Origin of the sequence: Klenkia sp. PcliD-1-E (genome assembly GCF_024124375.1) — a bacterium.
Classification (GTDB): Bacteria; Actinomycetota; Actinomycetes; order Mycobacteriales; family Geodermatophilaceae; genus Klenkia.
The window spans coordinates 18,085-34,268 of record NZ_JAMXRZ010000038.1; the positions used below are offsets into that span (position 1 = coordinate 18,085).

Genomic DNA, 16,184 nt, shown 5'->3' on the forward strand with positions numbered 1-16,184 from the left:
GCATCTCACTGAATGGGATGGCAAACGAGCCGGAGGAGGCGCAGCCGTGGGACGGACCCTGGCGCAGAAGGTCTACGAGCAGCACGTGGTGCGACGCACCGAGGGCGAGCCGGACCTGCTCTACATCGACCTGCACCTGGTGCACGAGGTCACCAGCCCGCAGGCCTTCGACGGGCTCCGCGCGGCCGGGCGCACCGTCCGCCGTCCCGACCTCACCATGTCGACCGAGGACCACAACGTCCCCACCACCGACCTGCTCGCCCCGATCGCCGACCCGGTCAGCCGCGCGCAGGTCGAGGCGCTGCGCAAGAACACCGCGGAGTTCGGCATCCGGCAGGCCCCCATGGGCACCCGCGACCAGGGCATCGTGCACGTCATCGGCCCGCAGCTGGGCCTGACCCAGCCCGGCATGACCATCGTGTGCGGCGACAGCCACACCTCCACCCACGGCGCCTTCGGCGCGCTGGCCTTCGGCATCGGCACCAGCGAGGTCGAGCACGTGCTGGCCACCCAGACGCTGCCCCAGCGCCCGGCCAAGCAGATGTCGGTGCGGGTGGACGGCGAGCTGCCGGTCGGCGTCAGCGCCAAGGACGTCATCCTCGCCGTCATCGCCGAGATCGGGACCAACGGCGGCCAGGGCCACGTCATCGAGTACCGGGGGAGCGCGATCGAGGCGCTGTCCATGGAGGCCCGGATGACGATCTGCAACATGTCGATCGAGGCCGGCGCCCGCGCGGGCCTCATCGCCCCCGACGAGACCACGTTCGAGTACCTGCGGGGCCGCGAGCACTCCCCGCAGGGCGCCGACTGGGACGCCGCCGTCGCCGCCTGGCGCGAGCTGCGCACCGACGAGGACGCCGAGTTCGACCGCGAGGTCGTCATCGACGCGGCGTCACTGACCCCCTACGTCACCTGGGGCACCAACCCCGGGCAGGGCCTGCCGATCAGCGGCTCGGTGCCCGACCCGGCCGACTTCGCCGACGAGACCGACCGGAAGGCCGCCGAGTCCGCGCTGGCCTACATGGGCCTGACCGCCGGCACCCCGCTGCGCGAGATCTCCGTGGACACCGTGTTCCTCGGCTCCTGCACCAACGGCCGGATCGAGGACCTGCGGGTCGCCGCCGAGCTGCTGCGCGGCAAGAAGGTCGCCGCCGACACCCGGATGCTCGTCGTCCCCGGGTCCGTCGGGGTCAAGCAGCAGGCCGAGGCCGAGGGCCTGGACGCCGTGTTCACCGAGGCCGGCGCCGAGTGGCGCGGCGCAGGCTGCTCGATGTGCCTGGGCATGAACCCCGACCAGCTGCAGCCCGGCGAGCGGTCGGCGTCGACGTCCAACCGCAACTTCCAGGGCCGGCAGGGCAAGGGCGGTCGCACCCACCTGGTCTCGCCCGCCGTCGCCGCCGCCACCGCCCTCACCGGGAAGCTCACCGCCCCGGCCGACCTGCAGACCGCTGGAGCCTGAGCATGGACGCCTTCACCACCCACACCGGCACCGCCGCCCCGCTGCGGCGCAGCGCCGTCGACACCGACCAGATCATCCCGGCCGAGTACCTCAAGCGGATCACCCGCACCGGGTTCGAGGACGGCCTGTTCGTCGCCTGGCGCACCAACGAGCCGGACTTCGTGCTCAACAAGCCCGAGTACGCCGACGCCTCGGTCCTGGTCGCCGGCCCCGACTTCGGCACCGGCTCCTCCCGCGAGCACGCCAACTGGGCGCTGCTGGACGGCGGGTTCAGGGTCGTCATCAGCCCGCGGTTCGCCGACATCTTCCGCAACAACTCGACCAAGTCCGGCCTGCTCACCGTGGTGCTGCCGGCCGCCGACGTCGAGGCGCTGCAGGACGCCTGCGAGGCCGACCCCACCCTGCAGGTGACGGTCGACCTCGGCGCCCGAGAGGTCCGCTGGGCCGACCGGACCGTGGGCTTCGAGATCGACGACTACACCCGCTGGCGGCTGATGGAGGGCCTGGACGACATCGGCCTCACCGAGCGGCACCTCGCCGACATCGACGCCTACGAGGCGCAGCGCCCCTCCTGGAAGCCGACCACCACCCCGGTCTGACGGGAACCAGCAGGGTCGCGGGGGCGACTGCACAGGGGACACCCAGGAGAGGACCCCGGTGACCCACCGCCCCCGCGCCCTGCTGCTCGCCCTGCTCGTCCTGCCGCTGTGGCTCCTCGGCGCCGGGCCCGCCGCGGCGCACTCCGGCCTGAGCAGCACCTCGCCCGCCGAGGGCGCCACGGTCAGCGACCCGCTCGGCGCCGTGGTGCTCACCTTCAGCGGCGCAGTGCGGGGCCCCGACGTCGTCGTCGCCGGCCCGGACGGCGTCTCGGTGGGCACCGCCGAGGCCACTGCGGACGGCAGCGCAGTCACCGTGCCGGTGGCGCCGACGGCGACCGGTACGCACACCGTCACCTGGGCGGTGACCTCCGCCGACGGGCACCGGCTCGAGGGCAGCTACGCCTTCACCTACGCCGGCCCCGTCCCCACCCGCCCAGCGGCGTCGACCACGCCCGCGCCGGGGAACGCACCGGCCACGACCGCACCGGCCGCGGCGACCCCCAGCGAGGCGGCGGCCACCCGCGACGACAGCGGCCCCAACCTGCTGGTGCGGGGCGTGCCCGTGCTGCTGGCGGCCGCCGTCGTCGTCGGTGGCGTGGTCCTGCTGCGCCGGCGGCGGACCTAGATGTCGGGGTCGGCCGGGAAATCGCGGTAGTAGTCGGCCAGCAACCGGCCCGGCTGCCCGCCCAGCACCCACACGCTGCCCTTGGCCGCCGGTGGCCACAACGACCCCGTCGTCCCCGGGAAGCGCACCCCCAGGGCCATCAGCACGGACGGGATCGCCCCGCCCTGGCTGCAGACCACCGTCACCCCGGGTTGCGGGCGGGGCTCCAGCCAGGCCTCCACCCGGTCGATGCCGGCCTGCGGGTCGTCGCCGAAGCCCTCCTCGCCGAGCTCCGGGACGCTGCTCAGCGGCAGCCCCAGCGCCTGCGCCAGCGGGGTGACCGTCTGCACGCAGCGCACCGGCGGCGCGGCCAGCACCTCGGTGGGCCCGAAGGCGGTGAGCACCTGCGCCAGGCGCGCGGCCTGCGCCCGGCCCCGGGCGTCCAGCGGGCGCTCGTCGTCCGGGCCGGCGACGTCGCCGCGCTCACCGGCGCTGGCGTGCCGGACCAGCAGCAGGGTCGGGGTGCGGGGCACGTCGGTGCGGGCCAGGTCGGCCAGCACCGCCGCGTCGTGCGGGTGCGTGACCAGCTGCGACGCCGCGGGGACCGGCAGCCAGCGCAGCTCGTCGACCTCGTCGTTGGCGGCGAAGTCCCCGGCCACGTGCTGCATCGTCCAGTAGTCGACGCGCTTGGGGCCGTGCTTGTGGACGTACCGGGTCTGCACGCTGCGCCGGCCGACGGCGACGGCCAGCCCGGTCTCCTCCCCGACCTCCCGGACGGCGGCCTGCAGCGGGTGCTCGCCGTCGTCGAGCTTGCCCTTGGGCAGGGACCAGTCGTCGTACTTGGGCCGGTGCACCACGGCGGTCTCCAGGGTGCCGCCGGCGCCGTGCCGCCAGACCGCGCCGCCGGCAGCCGGCTGCACCCGCTCAGCCAGCGAGCTCACCGGCCATCACCCGGGCCTGGTAGTCGTGCTCGCCGGTGCGGGTCCAGCTGCCGTCGGCGCCGAGCTGCCAGCTGCGGACGTCGTCGGCCATCGCGCCGTCGAACATCCGCTGCAGCTGGTCGGCGGCGTGCTGGTCGCTGATCCGGAGCAGGACCTCGACCCGGCGGTCCAGGTTGCGGTGCATGAGGTCCGAGCTGCCCAGCCACCACTCGGGCGAACCGTCGTTGGCGACGTGGATGACCCGGGAGTGCTCCAGGAAGCGGCCCACGACCGAGCGCACCCGGATGTTCTCGCTCAACCCCGGCACCCCCGGCCGCAGCGCGCAGATACCGCGGATCCACAGCTCCACCGGCACGCCGGCCGCCGACGCCTCGTACAGGGCGTCGATGAGCTCCTCGTCGACCAGGGAGTTGACCTTGATCCGGATCCCCGACGACCGGCCCTCGGCGGCGTGCCGGGCCTCCCGGCGGAACTTCTCCAGCAGCCCGGCACGGATGCCGTGCGGGGCGACCAGCAGCGAGCGGTAGGTGGTCTGCCGGGAGTAGCCGGTGAGGGTGTTGAACAGGTCGGTGAGGTCGGCGCCGACCCGGGGGTCGGCGGTGAGGATGCCGAGGTCCTCGTAGATCCGCGCCGTCTTGGGGTTGTAGTTGCCGGTGCCGATGTGGCAGTACCGCCGCAGGACGCCGTTCTCCCGCCGCACCACCAGTGCGGTCTTGCAGTGCGTCTTGAGGCCCACCAGGCCGTACACGACGTGGCAGCCCGCGCGCTCCAGCGTCTTGGCCCAGCTGATGTTGGCCTCCTCGTCGAAGCGGGCCTTGATCTCCACCAGGACGACGACCTGCTTGCCGGCCTCCGCCGCCTCGATGAGCGCCTGCACGATCGGGGAGTCACCGGACGTGCGGTAGAGGGTCTGCTTGATCGCCAGCACGTTGGGGTCGGCCGCGGCCTGCTCGATGAACCGCTGCACGCTGGTGGCGAAGGAGTCGTAGGGGTGGTGCAGCAGCACGTCGCCCTCGCGCAGGGTGGCGAACACGCTCTTGGGGCTCTCGCCGTCGCTCAGCCGCGGGTGCGTGCCGGGGACGAACGGCTCGTCCTTGAGCTCCGGCCGGTCCAGCCCGTACAGCGCCATCAGCGAGGCCAGGTCCAGCAGGCCCGGCACGTGCAGCACGTCCGAGGGCGCCACCTCGAGCTCGTGCATGAGGACGTCGAGGATCTGCTCGTCCATCGAGTCGGTGACCTCGAGCCGGACGGCGGGGCCGAACCGGCGGCGCTGCAGCTCGCGCTCCAGGGCCTGCAGCAGGTCCTCGTCGCGGTCCTCCTCGACCTCGACGTCGGCGTTGCGGGTGACCCGGAACAGGTGCTGGTCCAGGACGTCCAGGCCCGGGAACAGCTGGCCCAGGTGCGCGGAGATCAGGTCCTCCAGCGGCAGGAACACCGACTCGCCGTCGTCCTCGGTGTGCACCGGGACGAAGCGCGGCACGTTGTCGGGCACCTTCACCCGCGCGAAGCGCGGCGCACCCGTCTCGGGGTCGCGCACCGACACGGCCAGGTTCAGCGACAGGCCCGAGATGTAGGGGAAGGGGTGCGCCGGGTCGACCGCCAGCGGGGTGAGCACGGGGAACACCTGGTCGCGGAAGTACTCCCGCAGCCGCATGGCCTCGGCGTCGCCGACGGCGTCCCAGTGCACGATCTTGATGCCGTGCTCCTCCAGCCGCGGCAGCACGTCCTTGACGAACACGCCGGCGTGCCGGGCGACGAGGTCCTGGGTGCGGTCGGAGATGCGCGCCAGCTGCTCGCGGATGGTCAGCCCGTCGGGGGAGCGGACCGTCAGGCCGGTGCTCTGCCGGCGCTTGAGCCCCGCGATGCGCACCATGTAGAACTCGTCGAGGTTGCTGGCGAAGATCGACAGGAACTTGACCCGCTCCAGCAGTGGGGCGCCCTCGTCCTCGGCCAGCTCCAGCACGCGGGCGTTGAAGTCCAGCCAGGACAGCTCCCGGTTGAGGAAGCGGTCGGGGTCCTGCGGGGCGGGGGGAGCCGTCTCGGTCGGCGTCTCGGGCACCCCGCCATCTTGGCCTACGCCGGTGAACGGCCGGTGATCACGCACAGGCCGCGTGCAGCGCCGCCCGGGTACGCGGTCCGGTGCCCAGCAGGGCGGCCTCGGCGAGGTGCGCGGGGGTGTCGACGTCGCGCCGCAGACCCGGCCACGCGCCCTGCAGCGGGATCGCGCCCGACGCCGCGTGCGCGGCCGCCGAGCCCGGACCGAAGGCCGGCTCCAGCACCCCGTCGGTGACCGCCAGCAGCGTGGTCCCCGTGCCGTCGGCGTCGGCGACGAAGCAGCGCCGGTGGGACGTCGCGGCCGTCAGCGCGGCGCCCAGCTCGTCCGGTCGCAGTGCCGGCAGGTCCGAGTGCAGCGTCGCGACCAGCGGGTTCGCCGCGATCGCGGCCCCGTGGCGCAGCGCTGCGTCCAGGCCGGCGGCCGGGGCGTCGGGCACCGGGCGGGCCCCGGCGGCGGCAGCCACCGTCGCCGCGCGCGGGTCGTCGGTGACCACCACCACCGACCGCACCTCGGCGCAGCCGAGCACCGCCTCGAGGGTGTCGCCGAGCATGGCCAGCACGAGCTCCTCGTGGGCCGCACGGGTGCCCGTGGGACCGAGCCGCGTCTTGGCCAGGCGGAGCGCCTTCGCGGGGACCACGACCGACCACTGCTGCACGTCCCCACGCTGCCACACACCGCTGGGTGAACACCTGGTGAACGCCCTCGCCGGGGCCGCGCGCGGGCCCTACCGTCCGGTCATGGTGACCGCGGTCGTCGTCCTCGTGGTGGTGGTCGGGCTGGGTGCGCTGCTGGCGCGGGGCGTCCGCCGGCGCCGGCAGGGCTGGTACGGCGACGAGGCCGGCCCGACCGCCGACGCCCGCGGGGCGGTCAACCGGAACAGCTGGGTGCTCGGCGGCGGAGGTGGCGGCGGGGGCGGCTGACCCGCTGCTGCGCGGGCCCGTTCCGGTGCGCGGGGGAGAACGGGGCAGACTGGCCGGGTGAGTTCCGACGTCGCCCCGGGCAGCCGGTGGCCGCGCCGGCGGTGGCGCCCACGCCCGCCGCTGACCTGGTCGCTGCGGATGTGCCTGTACGTGGTCTGGCCGGTCGCCACCCTGCTCTACGACCTGCGCCTGCGGCACGCCGAGCGGATCCCGGCCACCGGCGGCGTCCTCGTGGTCGCCAACCACGTGTCGGTGCTGGACCCGCTGGCCTGCGCGATGCTGCTCTACGACGCCGGCCGGGTGCCGCGCTTCCTGGCCAAGGACGCCGTCTTCAAGGGCCTGGCCGGCACCATCCTGCGGTCGGCCGGGCAGATCCCGGTCTTCCGCGGCACCTCGGCCGCGCAGAGCTCGATGCGCGCCGCCCAGCAGGCGCTGGCCGACGGCGAGGCCGTGGTCATCTACCCCGAGGGCTCGGTCACCCGCGACCCCGACTGGTGGCCCATGCAGCCGCGCACCGGGGCCGCCCGCCTGGCGCTGACCAGCGACGCCGTCGTCGTCCCCCTGGCCCAGTGGGGTCCGCAGCGGGTGCACGACTACCACACCAAGCAGCTGCACCTGCGGCTGCGCACCCGCGCCGACTACCTGGTCGGCGAGCCGGTCGACCTCTCCGACCTGCGCGCCCAGGTCCGCGAGGGGCGCCCGGTCACCGCCGACCTGCTGCGCGAGACCACCGACCGGCTGATGGGCCGGGTCCGTGCCCAGCTCGGCGAGGTCCGCGGCACCACCCCGCCGGTGGCGGTGCACCCCCGGCCGGGCCGCACGCCCGGTGACCTGCCCGGCTCGGCGGGCGCCGCGTGACCCGGGCAGCGGTGCTCAGCGCCGGCAGCTGGGGGACGACGTTCGCCAAGGTCCTGGCCGACGCCGGGTCGGAGGTGACCCTGTTCGCCCGCCGGCCCGAGCTCGCGGCCGCCATCACCGCGGACCGGGTGAACGCCGACTACCTGCCCGGCGTGCGGCTGCCCGACGGCGTCACCGCCACCGACGACGCCGCCCGCGCCCTGGACGGCGCGGACCTGGTGGTGCTGAGCATCCCCTCGCAGTCGCTGCGGGAGAACCTGGCCGGCTGGGCGCCCCTGGTGCCGGCCGGGGCGACCCTGCTGTCGCTGATGAAGGGCATCGAGCTGGGCAGCACCCGGCGGATGAGCGAGGTGGTCTGCGAGGTCACCGGTGCCTCCCCCGACCGGGTCGCGGTGCTCAGCGGACCCAACCTGGCCCGCGAGATCGCCGAGGAGCAGCCCTCGGCCACCGTCATCGCCTGCGCCGACACCGACCGGGCCGAGGCGCTGCAGGCCGCCTGCCACACCCGGTACTTCCGGCCCTACACCAACGCCGACGTCGTGGGCTGCGAGCTGGGCGGGGCGGTGAAGAACGTCATCGCGCTGGCCGCGGGCGTCGCCGAGGGCCTCGGTTTCGGCGACAACACCCGGGCCTCGCTGATCACCCGCGGGCTGGCCGAGACCGCCCGCCTGGGCCAGGCGCTTGGGGCCGACCCGCTGACCTTCGCCGGGCTCGCCGGGCTCGGCGACCTCGTGGCCACCTGCTCGTCCCCGCTGTCGCGCAACCGCACGTTCGGGGAGCACCTGGGCCGGGGGATGAGCCTGGAGGAGACGGTCGCGGCGACGAAGCAGACCGCCGAGGGCGTGAAGTCCTGCCGCTCGGTGCTCGACCTGGCCCGCGCGCACGGCGTCGACGTGCCGATCACCGAGGCCGTCGTCCGGGTCTGCCACGAGGGGGAGTCCCCGGTGCAGATGGTGCGGGAGATCATGAGCCGGGAGGCCAAGAGTGAGTGAGCTGGGAGACGGCACCCGCGTCGCCCGCGGGGGCGACGAACCGGTGGCGCCCGGCACCCCGCTGCGGCCCTCGCCGGTGTTCGCCGCGCCCTTCCACCTGGCCGAGGACCCCTACGCGACCGACTTCTACGCCCGGCCCGGCCACCCGACGCTGCGGGTGCTCGAGCGCGCGATCGGCGACCTGGACGGCGGCGAGTGCCTGGTGTTCGCCACCGGCATGGCCGCGATCAGCGCCGCCGTGCTGGCCGTCTGCGGCGCCGGCGACCGGGTGGTGGTGCCCAGCGACGGCTACTACCAGACCCGCGCGTTCGGCGAGGGCGAGCTGACCCGGTTCGGCATCGAGGTGCAGCAGGTCCCGACCCTGCAGATCGCCGACGTCGCCGCCCGCGGGGACCTCGAGGGTGCGGCGTTCGTGCTGCTGGAGACGCCGTCCAACCCCGAGCTGGACGTCTGCGACGTCGCCGCGGTCGCCGCGGCCACCCAGGCGGCGGGCGCGGTCCTCGCCGTCGACAACACCACCGCCACCCCGCTGGGCCAGCGGCCCCTCGACCTCGGTGCCGACCTCGTGCTGGCCGCGGACACCAAGGCGCTGACCGGCCACAGCGACCTGCTGATGGGTCACGTCACCGCGGCCCGCACCGAGCGCGGCCGGCAGCTGCTCACCCGGGTCAAGGCCTGGCGCGACCGCACGGGCAACGGCCCGGGCGCCTTCGACGCGTGGCTGGCGCACCGGTCGCTGTCCACGCTGGACCTGCGGCTGGCCCGTCAGGCCACCACCGCTGCCGCCGTCGCCGACCTGCTCGCCGACCACCCCGCGGTCACCGGCGTCCGCTGGCCCGGCCGGCCCGGTGACCCCTCCTACGAACTCGCGTCGAGGCAGATGCTGCGGATGAACGGCGTGGTGTCGGCGACGCTGGCCGACGAGGCCGCGGTGCACGCCCTGGTGCGGGCCAGCGAGCTGTGGCTGGCCGCGACCAGCTTCGGCGGCGTGCACTCCACCGTCGACCGGCGCGCGCAGTGGGGCGGGGACGCGGTCCCCGCGGGTTTCGTGCGGTTCTCCTGCGGCATCGAGGACACCGCCGACCTCGTCGCCGACCTCGCCCGCGCGCTGGACACCCTGGTCTGACCCGGCCCCGATAGGGTCGCCTGCGATGACCGAGACACGCAGGACCAGGGTCGCCGTCGTCTTCGGCGGCCGCAGCGCCGAGCACGCCATCTCCTGCGTCTCGGCCGGCAGCGTGATGGCGGCGCTGGACCCCGACCGCTACGAGGTGGTGCCGGTCGGCATCACCCGCGAGGGCGGCTGGGTGCTGCACGACGGCGGTCCGCTGGCCATCGAGGGCGGCCGGCTGCCCGAGGTCACCGGCGGGACCGCGGTGTCCCTGGTCGGCGACCCGGCCGGCCGCGGGTTGTCCGTGCTCGAGCCCGGCGAGGCGTTCGGCCGGCTGACCGGTGTCGACGTCGTCTTCCCGGTGCTGCACGGCGCCTACGGCGAGGACGGCACGATCCAGGGCCTGCTGGAGATGAGCGGCCTGCCCTACGTGGGCTCCGGGGTCTTCGCGTCCGCGGCGAGCATGGACAAGGAGTTCACCAAGAAGCTGCTCACCGCCGCCGGCATCGAGCAGGGCGACCACGTGGTCCTCCGCGACGCCGCGGGCGCGCTCACCACCGACCCCGCCGCGCTGACCGCCGAGCACCGGGACCGGCTGGGCCTGCCGGTGTTCGTCAAGCCCTCCCGGGCGGGCTCCAGCATCGGCATCACGAGGGTGACCGACTGGGCCGACCTCGACGCCGCCGTGGCCACCGCCGCCGCGGTCGACACCAAGGTCGTGGTCGAGGCCGCCGTGCCCGGCCGCGAGGTCGAGTGCGGTGTGCTGGCCGGCGTCGGCGGTGCGCTGCCCGAGACCAGCCTGCCCGCCGAGATCCGGCTGCGCTCCGGTGTCGACTGGTACGACTTCGACGCCAAGTACCTCGACGACGCCGTCGACTTCGACGTCCCCGCCGACCTCACCCCCGAGCAGACCGCCGCGGTGCAGGAGGTCTCCCGCCGGGCCTACCTGGCCCTGGACTGCCGTGGGCTGGCCCGGGTCGACTTCTTCCTGGGCACCGACCCGGTGACCGGCGCCGACCGGCTGGTGGTCAACGAGGTCAACACCATGCCCGGGTTCACGCCCATCTCGATGTTCCCGCGGATGTGGGCGGCCTCCGGCGTCGACTACCCGGCGCTGGTCGACCGCCTGGTGGCCGGCGCCCTGGCCGAGGGGTGAGCTCCCGCCGCGGTCTGCTGGTGCTCGCACTGGCCTCGCTCGCGGGCTGCTCGGACGCCGTCCCCGGCACGGCGTCGCCGGCGGCCACCGCGGAGGTCGGCGCGCTGCCCGGCGACGTCGACGGCCTGGGCGAGCTGGTGGTCACCGAGGTGCCCTCCGGGCAGCCGCAGGTGCCCGACGACGAGCTCGACCCGCCCGCCGGGGCCAAGTCGCTGGCCGACGTCGCCGGGTACGCCGACGACGCCGGCCGCGAGGAGGAGGTGCTCACCGGCTACGGCTACCGCTGGGGCTGGGAGCGGTTCTGGGGTACCGACGACGACCTGACGTCGGTGTTCGTGGACCAGTTCGACGGCGCGGACGGAGCGGCGTCCTACGCCGCCGACCTGGCCCGCAACGACACCCGGTACTACGGCGGCAACCCCGACCGCGACCCCGACCACCTGCCGCGCGGGTGCGCGACGCTGACCGTCGAGGACCCCGACGAGGACACCCGGCTCACCGGTCCGGCGGCGTTCGCGTGGTGCGTGCACGGCCCCTTCACCGTCTCGGTCGCCGTGGTCTCCACCGACACCGAGGACGCCATGGACCAGGTCGACGACCTGGTGCAGGAGCAGCTCGAGCGCCTGCCCCGCGGCTGAACCCGGTCCGCCTGCACGGGGGTCAGGCGGTGGTGACGCCGTCCAGGTAGACCCAGCGGCCCTCGACCTTGGTAAAGCGGCTGCGCTCCTGCTGCGCGCCGGGCTCACCGTCGCGGCGGTAGGAGGCGCGGAACTCCACCACGCCCTCGCCGGCCAGCAGGCCGCCCCCCTCGACGGCCAGGACCTCCAGGCCGGTCCACCGGGTGCCCTCGTCCAGCTCCAGGTCGTCGGGCCGGGTGCGCGGGTGCCAGGTGGTGAGCAGGTACCCGGCGTCGCCGACCGCGAAGGCGCTGTACCGGGAGCGCACGAGCGCCTCCGCGGTGGGTGCGGGCGCCCCGGCGTGCAGCCGGCCGCAGCACTCGTCGTAGGTGAGCCCGGTGCCGCACGGGCAGCGTCGGGGCGTCACCGGGCGGGGATCGCGCCGGCGATGATCGGACCCAGCGCGGTGACCAGCGCGCTGTCCGTGCTTGCCGGGACGCTGATCTGCACGGCCACCGACCGATCGGTCGTCGTCCACACGTTGACGGCCGGGTCGGAGGTGTCCACGAACCAGGGCAACCCCGAGATCTGCACGATGAACGCGTCGGGCTGCAGGTCGATCTGGGGCACCCCGCAGATGAGCACCTGCGCCGGGTCGCCCCAGGCGTAGGCGTAGGGGGAGTCGGAGTCGACACGTCGACTCGTCTCCCCGACGACCTCCAGCGGCAGCTGGCTCATGAGCGCCGGGCAGGCGGCGTCGGCCTCGGGCGTGATCTCGGGGGTCTCGACCTCGACCGGGCCGTCGTCGCGCTGGCTGGGGGTGGCCCCCGAGACCTCGGCGACCGGCCCGGATGCGTCCTCCCCGCTGCCGGGTCCGAGCACCCGGATCAGCACGAGCAGCACCACGACCACCGGGACGGCGACCGCCGTCGCCACCAGGGCGGCGCGGCGGGTGGGGTCCGACGTCCGGCGGGCGGGCTGCTCGTCGGTGTCGGCGTCGGCGTCCGGCCCGTCGGGGGTGGTGTCGGGGTCGCTGCTCAGCGGAGGGACCTCAGAGGTTGACGACCGGGCAGGTCAGCGTGCGGGTGATGCCGTCGACCGACTGCACCCGGGCCACGACCAGGCGGCCCAGCTCGTCGACCGACCCGGCCTCGGCGCGCACGATGACGTCGTAGGGACCGGTGACGTCCTCGGCCTTGGTGACGCCGGCGATGCCGCTGATGGTCTGGGCGACCGCGGCGGCCTTGCCGACCTCGGTCTGGATCAGGATGTAGGCGTGGACCACAGCAGTTCCCTCCTCGGGCAGGGCGTCGGCGCCGCCGATCGGCGGGCCGGACGGCAACGTACCCCAGCGCACCGGGGTGACCGGTGACGCGTCCCCGGCCGCGGGCGGCCCCGGGGGCACGGCCGCCGGCCACCGGCGACACGGTCGGCGCGGTGGGGGAGTTCGGCGTCATCGACCGGGTCGTCGCCCGCGCGGGGCGGGCGGCGGCGACGGTGGTCGGACCCGGGGACGACGCCGCCGTCGTGCGGGCGCCGGACGCGCGCGTGGTCGCTGCGTGCGACGTGCTCGTCGAGGGCCGGCACTTCCGGCGCGACTGGTCCTCGCCCGAGGACGTCGGGCACAAGGCCGCCGCCGCCAACCTGGCCGACGTGGCCGCCATGGGCGCGGTGCCCACCGCGCTGCTGGTCGGCCTGGCCTGCCCCGCCGGCACCCCCACCGCGTGGCTGGAGGGCGTGGCCACCGGGATGGCGCAGGAGTGCGCCCCGCACGGGGCCGCGGTGGTCGGTGGGGACACCGTCGCCAGTGCCCCGGACAGCGACGCCGTCGTGCTCTCGGTGACCGTGCTGGGCGACCTGCAGGGCCGCGCGCCGGTCACCCGGGGCGGCGCCCGGCCCGGGGACGTCGTCGCGGTGGCCGGCCGGCTGGGCTGGTCGGCGTGCGGCTGGGCGGTGCTGCGCCGCGGGTTCACCTCCCCGCACGCCGCCGTCGCCGCGCACCGCCGTCCGGAGCCGCCCTACGCGGCCGGGCCTGCGGCCGCCGACGCCGGTGCCACCGCCATGTGCGACGTCAGCGACGGCCTGCTCGCCGACGCCGGGCACCTCGCCGACGCCTCGGGCGTCGTGCTGCACCTGGACCGCGGCACCCTGGAGTCCTTCATCGACCCGGCGGGGCCGCTGGCCCAGGTCGCCGCGGCGCTGGGCGGCAACCCGCTGGGCTGGGTGCTCACCGGCGGCGAGGACCACGCGCTGCTGGCGACCTTCCCGGCCGCGGCCGACCTGCCGGCGGGCTTCGTGCGCATCGGCGTGGTCGAGGCGGGCCGCCCCGGCGTCCTGGTCGACGGCGTCGCCGCCGCCGACGTGGCCGAGGGGCTGGGGGAGGGCACCGGGCATGTGCACTTCTGAGCTGTCGCAGCGGCTTGTGCTGCGCCCGGCCGGCTACGACGACCCGCAGGTGGCCGAGCTGGTCGAGGCCGTGCAGCAGGAGTACGTCGTCCGCTACGGCGGCCGCGACGCGATGGAGGTCGACCCGGCGGAGGTGCTGCCGCCGCGCGGGTTGCTGCTGGTCGCCGAGGTGGGCGGCGAGGCCGTGGGCTGCGGCGCCTGGCGGGTGCACGCCCCGGGCACGGTGGAGGTCAAGCGGATGTACGTCGCCCCGCACGCCCGCCGGCAGGGCGTCGCGGAGGCGGTGCTGGCCCGCCTGGAGGCCACCGCGGCGGCGGCGGGGCACCGGCGGGTGGTGCTCAACAGCGGGGACCGGCAGCCCGAGGCGCTGGCGCTCTACGCCCGGGCCGGGTACACACCGGTCGCCGGGTACGGCGTCTACGCCGACGCCCCCGGTGCGGTGTTCCTCGGCAAGCAGCTGGCCGGTGGCGCGGAGGAGGGGTCCTGATGGGTGTGGTCACGGTGTCGGCCACGTTCGGCTGCGGGGGCGCGGAGATCGCGCCTGCGGTGGCCGAGCGGCTCGGCCTGCCCTTCCACGACCGGGTCATCCCGGCCCAGGTCGCGCTGCGGCTCGGGGTGCCCGTCGCCGACGCCGAGGCCGCCGACGAGAGCGTCGTGCGCGGCCTCTGGCGGGTGGTGGCGTCGCTGGGCGCGATGCCCGACCCGGTGGGCGGTGTGCTGCCCGACGCCGGGGTCCCCGACGAGCGCAGCTACCGGCTGCAGACCGAGCGGGTGGTCACCGACATCGCCGACGGCGCCGGCGGCGTCGTCCTGGGCCGGGCGGCCGCCCTGGTGCTGCGCGACCGGCCCGACGCCCTGCACGTGCGGCTGGACGGCCCGCCCGAGCGGCGGCTGGCCGCCGCGGTCGCGCACCTGGGCCGACCGGCCGACGAGGTGCGCCGGGAGCTGCAGGCCGCCGACCGGGCGCGGGCGGCCTACGTGCGGCACTACCACCGCTGCGACCCGGCCGAGGCCCGGCACTACCACCTGGTGGTGGACTCCACCGCCTTCGACCACGACCTCGTCGTCGACCTGGTCGTCGCCGCCGCGCGGGCGCGGGGGATCAGCGGGGAGCCAGCAGCGGGAGCATGACCCCGTCGACGACGTCGCGCACCAGCTCGTCGTCCAGCGGCCGGCCGAGCACCAGCCAGCGCTGCATGACCACCGCGGGCCCGGCCTCGCCGGCCACGGTGCCCAGCCGCGCGGGGTCGAGGTCCCCCCGGGTGACGGCGGCCGAGAAGACCTGCACGAAGGCGTCCCGCCAGATCTCCACCGACCCCTCGCGGAAGGCCGCGGCCAGGTCGGGCTCGTGCGGGAGCACGCCGACCACGGCGCGCGCGGCGGCGCCCACCCGGCCGTTCAGCGAGGTCGCCATCGCGCCGACGACCTCGAGCAGGTCCCCGCGCAGGGTCCCGGTCGCGGGGACGGTGACCTGGCCGCGGTCGGCCTCGGCGATGGTCTCGGCGACCATCTGCACCCGCGAGGACCACCGGCGGTACATGCTCGCCTTGCCGACCTTCGCGCGGGCCGCGACGGCGTCCATCGACAACCCGTCCCAGCCGCGCTCGGCCAGCAGTTCCAGGACGGCGGAGCGCACGGCCTCGTCGACGGCGGGGTCGCGACGGCGACCCGGGCGGAGCGGGGCGTCGGGGGCGGGCTCGGGGTCACGGCGGAACTGCACCGCGAAACCTTAGGCTCCCTACCGACCCCGGACGCCGACGACCCCGGTCACCGTGGGGTGACCGGGGTCGTGGGTGGTGTGTGCGGTGCAGCTCAGACGCGGGTGAGCTTCCCGGCCCGGATGCAGCTGGTGCAGGCGTTCACGCGCTTGCGCGTCCCGTTGCCGAGGACGGCCCGCACGGACTGGATGTTCGGGTTCCAGCGGCGCGGCGTACGGCGGTGCGAGTGGGACACCGACATGCCGAACCCGGGGCCCTTGCCACACACGTCGCAGACGGCAGCCATGGTCGATCACTCCTGAAGACAAGATTTCGTGGGCGCAGGGAACGAGCCACCCGCGCGGACAACTCGACCAGCGTAGCCGGTCGGCCGGGGCGGTGTCCGCCGACCCCGGGGTGTCGGTGGCCACCGGTAGCCTCCGGCACGTGCTCACGGCGCTGGACGACGCCGCGGTCGGCCGCTGGAGCCGCGCCGCCGCCGACGCGCTGCGCGCCTCCCGCGGGGAGCTCGACGACCTCAACGTCTTCCCCGTCCCCGACGGGGACACCGGCACCAACCTCCTGCTCACCGCCCGGGCCGCGGCCGACGCGGTCGGCGAGGGCCCCGAGGCCTCCTCCGACGACGCGGCCACCGGGTCGGTGTGGGCCCGGTGGGCGCGGGGTGCGGTGCTCGGCGCCCGGGGCAACTCCGGGGCGATCCTGGCCCAGCTGCTGCGCGGGCTGGCCGACGACCTGGCCGGCCGCGGC

General features: G+C 75.4%; 21 protein-coding genes. 13 read left to right on the top strand and 8 right to left on the bottom strand.

The window, feature by feature from the left end; genetic code table 11:
* The first annotated feature begins 46 nt into the window (after nucleotides 1-46).
* From leuC to NH342_RS09750, 3 genes are read left to right on the top strand one after another with little or no spacing between them, the layout of a single operon-like run.
* Nucleotides 47-1,459, top strand: coding sequence for a 3-isopropylmalate dehydratase large subunit (leuC, locus tag NH342_RS09740; protein WP_253014206.1), 1,413 nt, complete (start codon nucleotides 47-49; stop codon nucleotides 1,457-1,459).
* A 2-nt stretch (nucleotides 1,460-1,461) separates the two neighbouring features.
* Nucleotides 1,462-2,058, top strand: a complete 597-nt coding sequence (leuD, locus tag NH342_RS09745; protein WP_253014208.1) for a 3-isopropylmalate dehydratase small subunit — start codon at nucleotides 1,462-1,464, stop codon at nucleotides 2,056-2,058.
* A 58-nt stretch (nucleotides 2,059-2,116) separates the two neighbouring features.
* Nucleotides 2,117-2,683: a copper resistance protein CopC gene (locus tag NH342_RS09750; RefSeq protein ID WP_253014210.1), complete on the top strand. Its 567-nt coding sequence runs from the start codon at nucleotides 2,117-2,119 to the stop codon at nucleotides 2,681-2,683.
* Here NH342_RS09750 and NH342_RS09755 read toward each other — a convergent pair.
* Genes NH342_RS09755 through cofC form a run of 3 tightly spaced genes read right to left on the bottom strand, consistent with a single transcriptional unit; the run spans nucleotide 2,680 to nucleotide 6,314 of the window.
* A complete protein-coding gene (locus tag NH342_RS09755; protein WP_253014212.1) occupies nucleotides 2,680-3,603 on the bottom strand; it encodes an NUDIX hydrolase in 924 nt (307 codons plus the stop codon). The two genes, NH342_RS09750 and NH342_RS09755, sit on opposite strands and share 4 nt — an antisense overlap.
* On the bottom strand, nucleotides 3,587-5,662 hold the full coding sequence (locus NH342_RS09760; protein ID WP_253014214.1) for an RNA degradosome polyphosphate kinase: 2,076 nt from the start codon (nucleotides 5,660-5,662) through the stop codon (nucleotides 3,587-3,589). Before NH342_RS09760 ends, NH342_RS09755 begins: the two co-directional genes overlap by 17 nt.
* A gap of 37 nt (nucleotides 5,663-5,699) precedes the next feature.
* Nucleotides 5,700-6,314: a 2-phospho-L-lactate guanylyltransferase gene (gene cofC, locus NH342_RS09765; RefSeq protein WP_253014216.1), complete on the bottom strand. Its 615-nt coding sequence runs from the start codon at nucleotides 6,312-6,314 to the stop codon at nucleotides 5,700-5,702.
* Between the two features lie 82 nt (nucleotides 6,315-6,396).
* Between cofC and NH342_RS09770 the strand changes: the two genes are divergently transcribed.
* From NH342_RS09770 to NH342_RS09795, 6 genes are read left to right on the top strand one after another with little or no spacing between them, the layout of a single operon-like run.
* Nucleotides 6,397-6,579: a hypothetical protein gene (locus NH342_RS09770; protein WP_253014218.1), complete on the top strand. Its 183-nt coding sequence runs from the start codon at nucleotides 6,397-6,399 to the stop codon at nucleotides 6,577-6,579.
* A 57-nt stretch (nucleotides 6,580-6,636) separates the two neighbouring features.
* Complete coding sequence (locus NH342_RS09775; RefSeq protein ID WP_253014220.1) at nucleotides 6,637-7,437, top strand: 1-acyl-sn-glycerol-3-phosphate acyltransferase; 801 nt, start codon at nucleotides 6,637-6,639, stop codon at nucleotides 7,435-7,437.
* Nucleotides 7,434-8,429 carry an NAD(P)H-dependent glycerol-3-phosphate dehydrogenase gene (locus tag NH342_RS09780; RefSeq protein ID WP_253014222.1) on the top strand — a complete coding sequence of 332 codons (996 nt, stop codon included), beginning with the start codon at nucleotides 7,434-7,436 and terminating at the stop codon, nucleotides 8,427-8,429. Before NH342_RS09775 ends, NH342_RS09780 begins: the two co-directional genes overlap by 4 nt.
* Nucleotides 8,422-9,555, top strand: coding sequence for a cystathionine gamma-lyase (locus NH342_RS09785; RefSeq protein WP_253014224.1), 1,134 nt, complete (start codon nucleotides 8,422-8,424; stop codon nucleotides 9,553-9,555). The genes NH342_RS09780 and NH342_RS09785 overlap by 8 nt, the downstream gene beginning before the upstream one ends.
* 25 nt (nucleotides 9,556-9,580) lie before the next feature.
* The gene (locus NH342_RS09790; RefSeq protein WP_253014226.1) at nucleotides 9,581-10,696 is read left to right on the top strand and encodes a D-alanine--D-alanine ligase family protein; all 1,116 of its coding nucleotides are present in this window, start codon (nucleotides 9,581-9,583) and stop codon (nucleotides 10,694-10,696) included.
* Entirely contained in the window at nucleotides 10,693-11,334 is a 642-nt protein-coding gene (locus NH342_RS09795) for a hypothetical protein (RefSeq protein ID WP_253014228.1), read from the top strand. The genes NH342_RS09790 and NH342_RS09795 overlap by 4 nt, the downstream gene beginning before the upstream one ends.
* Before the next feature lie 22 nt (nucleotides 11,335-11,356).
* Here NH342_RS09795 and NH342_RS09800 read toward each other — a convergent pair whose 3' ends face one another.
* The 3 genes from NH342_RS09800 to NH342_RS09810 all read right to left on the bottom strand — a co-directional run bounded on the left by NH342_RS09800 (nucleotide 11,357) and on the right by NH342_RS09810 (nucleotide 12,598).
* A complete protein-coding gene (locus NH342_RS09800; RefSeq protein WP_253014230.1) occupies nucleotides 11,357-11,740 on the bottom strand; it encodes a YchJ family metal-binding protein in 384 nt (127 codons plus the stop codon).
* Nucleotides 11,737-12,249, bottom strand: coding sequence for a DUF3515 family protein (locus NH342_RS09805; RefSeq protein WP_253014232.1), 513 nt, complete (start codon nucleotides 12,247-12,249; stop codon nucleotides 11,737-11,739). The genes NH342_RS09800 and NH342_RS09805 overlap by 4 nt, the downstream gene beginning before the upstream one ends.
* Nucleotides 12,250-12,364: 115 nt before the next feature.
* Nucleotides 12,365-12,598: an Lrp/AsnC ligand binding domain-containing protein gene (locus tag NH342_RS09810; protein WP_091065957.1), complete on the bottom strand. Its 234-nt coding sequence runs from the start codon at nucleotides 12,596-12,598 to the stop codon at nucleotides 12,365-12,367.
* A gap of 83 nt (nucleotides 12,599-12,681) precedes the next feature.
* Between NH342_RS09810 and NH342_RS09815 the strand changes: the two genes are divergently transcribed.
* Genes NH342_RS09815 through NH342_RS09825 form a run of 3 tightly spaced genes read left to right on the top strand, consistent with a single transcriptional unit; the run spans nucleotide 12,682 to nucleotide 14,850 of the window.
* Nucleotides 12,682-13,719, top strand: a complete 1,038-nt coding sequence (locus NH342_RS09815) for a thiamine-phosphate kinase (RefSeq protein ID WP_253014236.1) — start codon at nucleotides 12,682-12,684, stop codon at nucleotides 13,717-13,719.
* The gene (locus NH342_RS09820; protein ID WP_253014238.1) at nucleotides 13,706-14,206 is read left to right on the top strand and encodes a GNAT family N-acetyltransferase; all 501 of its coding nucleotides are present in this window, start codon (nucleotides 13,706-13,708) and stop codon (nucleotides 14,204-14,206) included. Before NH342_RS09815 ends, NH342_RS09820 begins: the two co-directional genes overlap by 14 nt.
* Nucleotides 14,206-14,850, top strand: coding sequence for an AAA family ATPase (locus NH342_RS09825; protein ID WP_253014240.1), 645 nt, complete (start codon nucleotides 14,206-14,208; stop codon nucleotides 14,848-14,850). The genes NH342_RS09820 and NH342_RS09825 overlap by 1 nt, the downstream gene beginning before the upstream one ends.
* Here NH342_RS09825 and NH342_RS09830 read toward each other — a convergent pair.
* Nucleotides 14,822-15,439: a TetR/AcrR family transcriptional regulator gene (locus tag NH342_RS09830; protein WP_253014242.1), complete on the bottom strand. Its 618-nt coding sequence runs from the start codon at nucleotides 15,437-15,439 to the stop codon at nucleotides 14,822-14,824. The two genes, NH342_RS09825 and NH342_RS09830, sit on opposite strands and share 29 nt — an antisense overlap.
* Nucleotides 15,440-15,531: 92 nt before the next feature.
* Nucleotides 15,532-15,723 carry a 50S ribosomal protein L28 gene (gene rpmB, locus NH342_RS09835; protein ID WP_253014244.1) on the bottom strand — a complete coding sequence of 64 codons (192 nt, stop codon included), beginning with the start codon at nucleotides 15,721-15,723 and terminating at the stop codon, nucleotides 15,532-15,534.
* A gap of 140 nt (nucleotides 15,724-15,863) precedes the next feature.
* Here rpmB and NH342_RS09840 point away from each other — a divergent pair.
* A partial coding sequence (locus NH342_RS09840) for a DAK2 domain-containing protein (protein ID WP_253014246.1) occupies nucleotides 15,864-16,184 on the top strand: 321 nt, incomplete at its 3' end.

Coding starts and splice junctions, on each gene's coding strand:
- rpmB (WP_253014244.1), bottom strand. CDS start 15,723: ATGGCTGCCGTCTGCGACGTGTGTGGCAAGGGCCCCGGGTTCGGCATG.
- NH342_RS09770 (WP_253014218.1), top strand. CDS start 6,397: ATGGTGACCGCGGTCGTCGTCCTCGTGGTGGTGGTCGGGCTGGGTGCG.
- NH342_RS09820 (WP_253014238.1), top strand. CDS start 13,706: ATGTGCACTTCTGAGCTGTCGCAGCGGCTTGTGCTGCGCCCGGCCGGC.
- leuD (WP_253014208.1), top strand. CDS start 1,462: ATGGACGCCTTCACCACCCACACCGGCACCGCCGCCCCGCTGCGGCGC.
- NH342_RS09825 (WP_253014240.1), top strand. CDS start 14,206: ATGGGTGTGGTCACGGTGTCGGCCACGTTCGGCTGCGGGGGCGCGGAG.
- NH342_RS09790 (WP_253014226.1), top strand. CDS start 9,581: ATGACCGAGACACGCAGGACCAGGGTCGCCGTCGTCTTCGGCGGCCGC.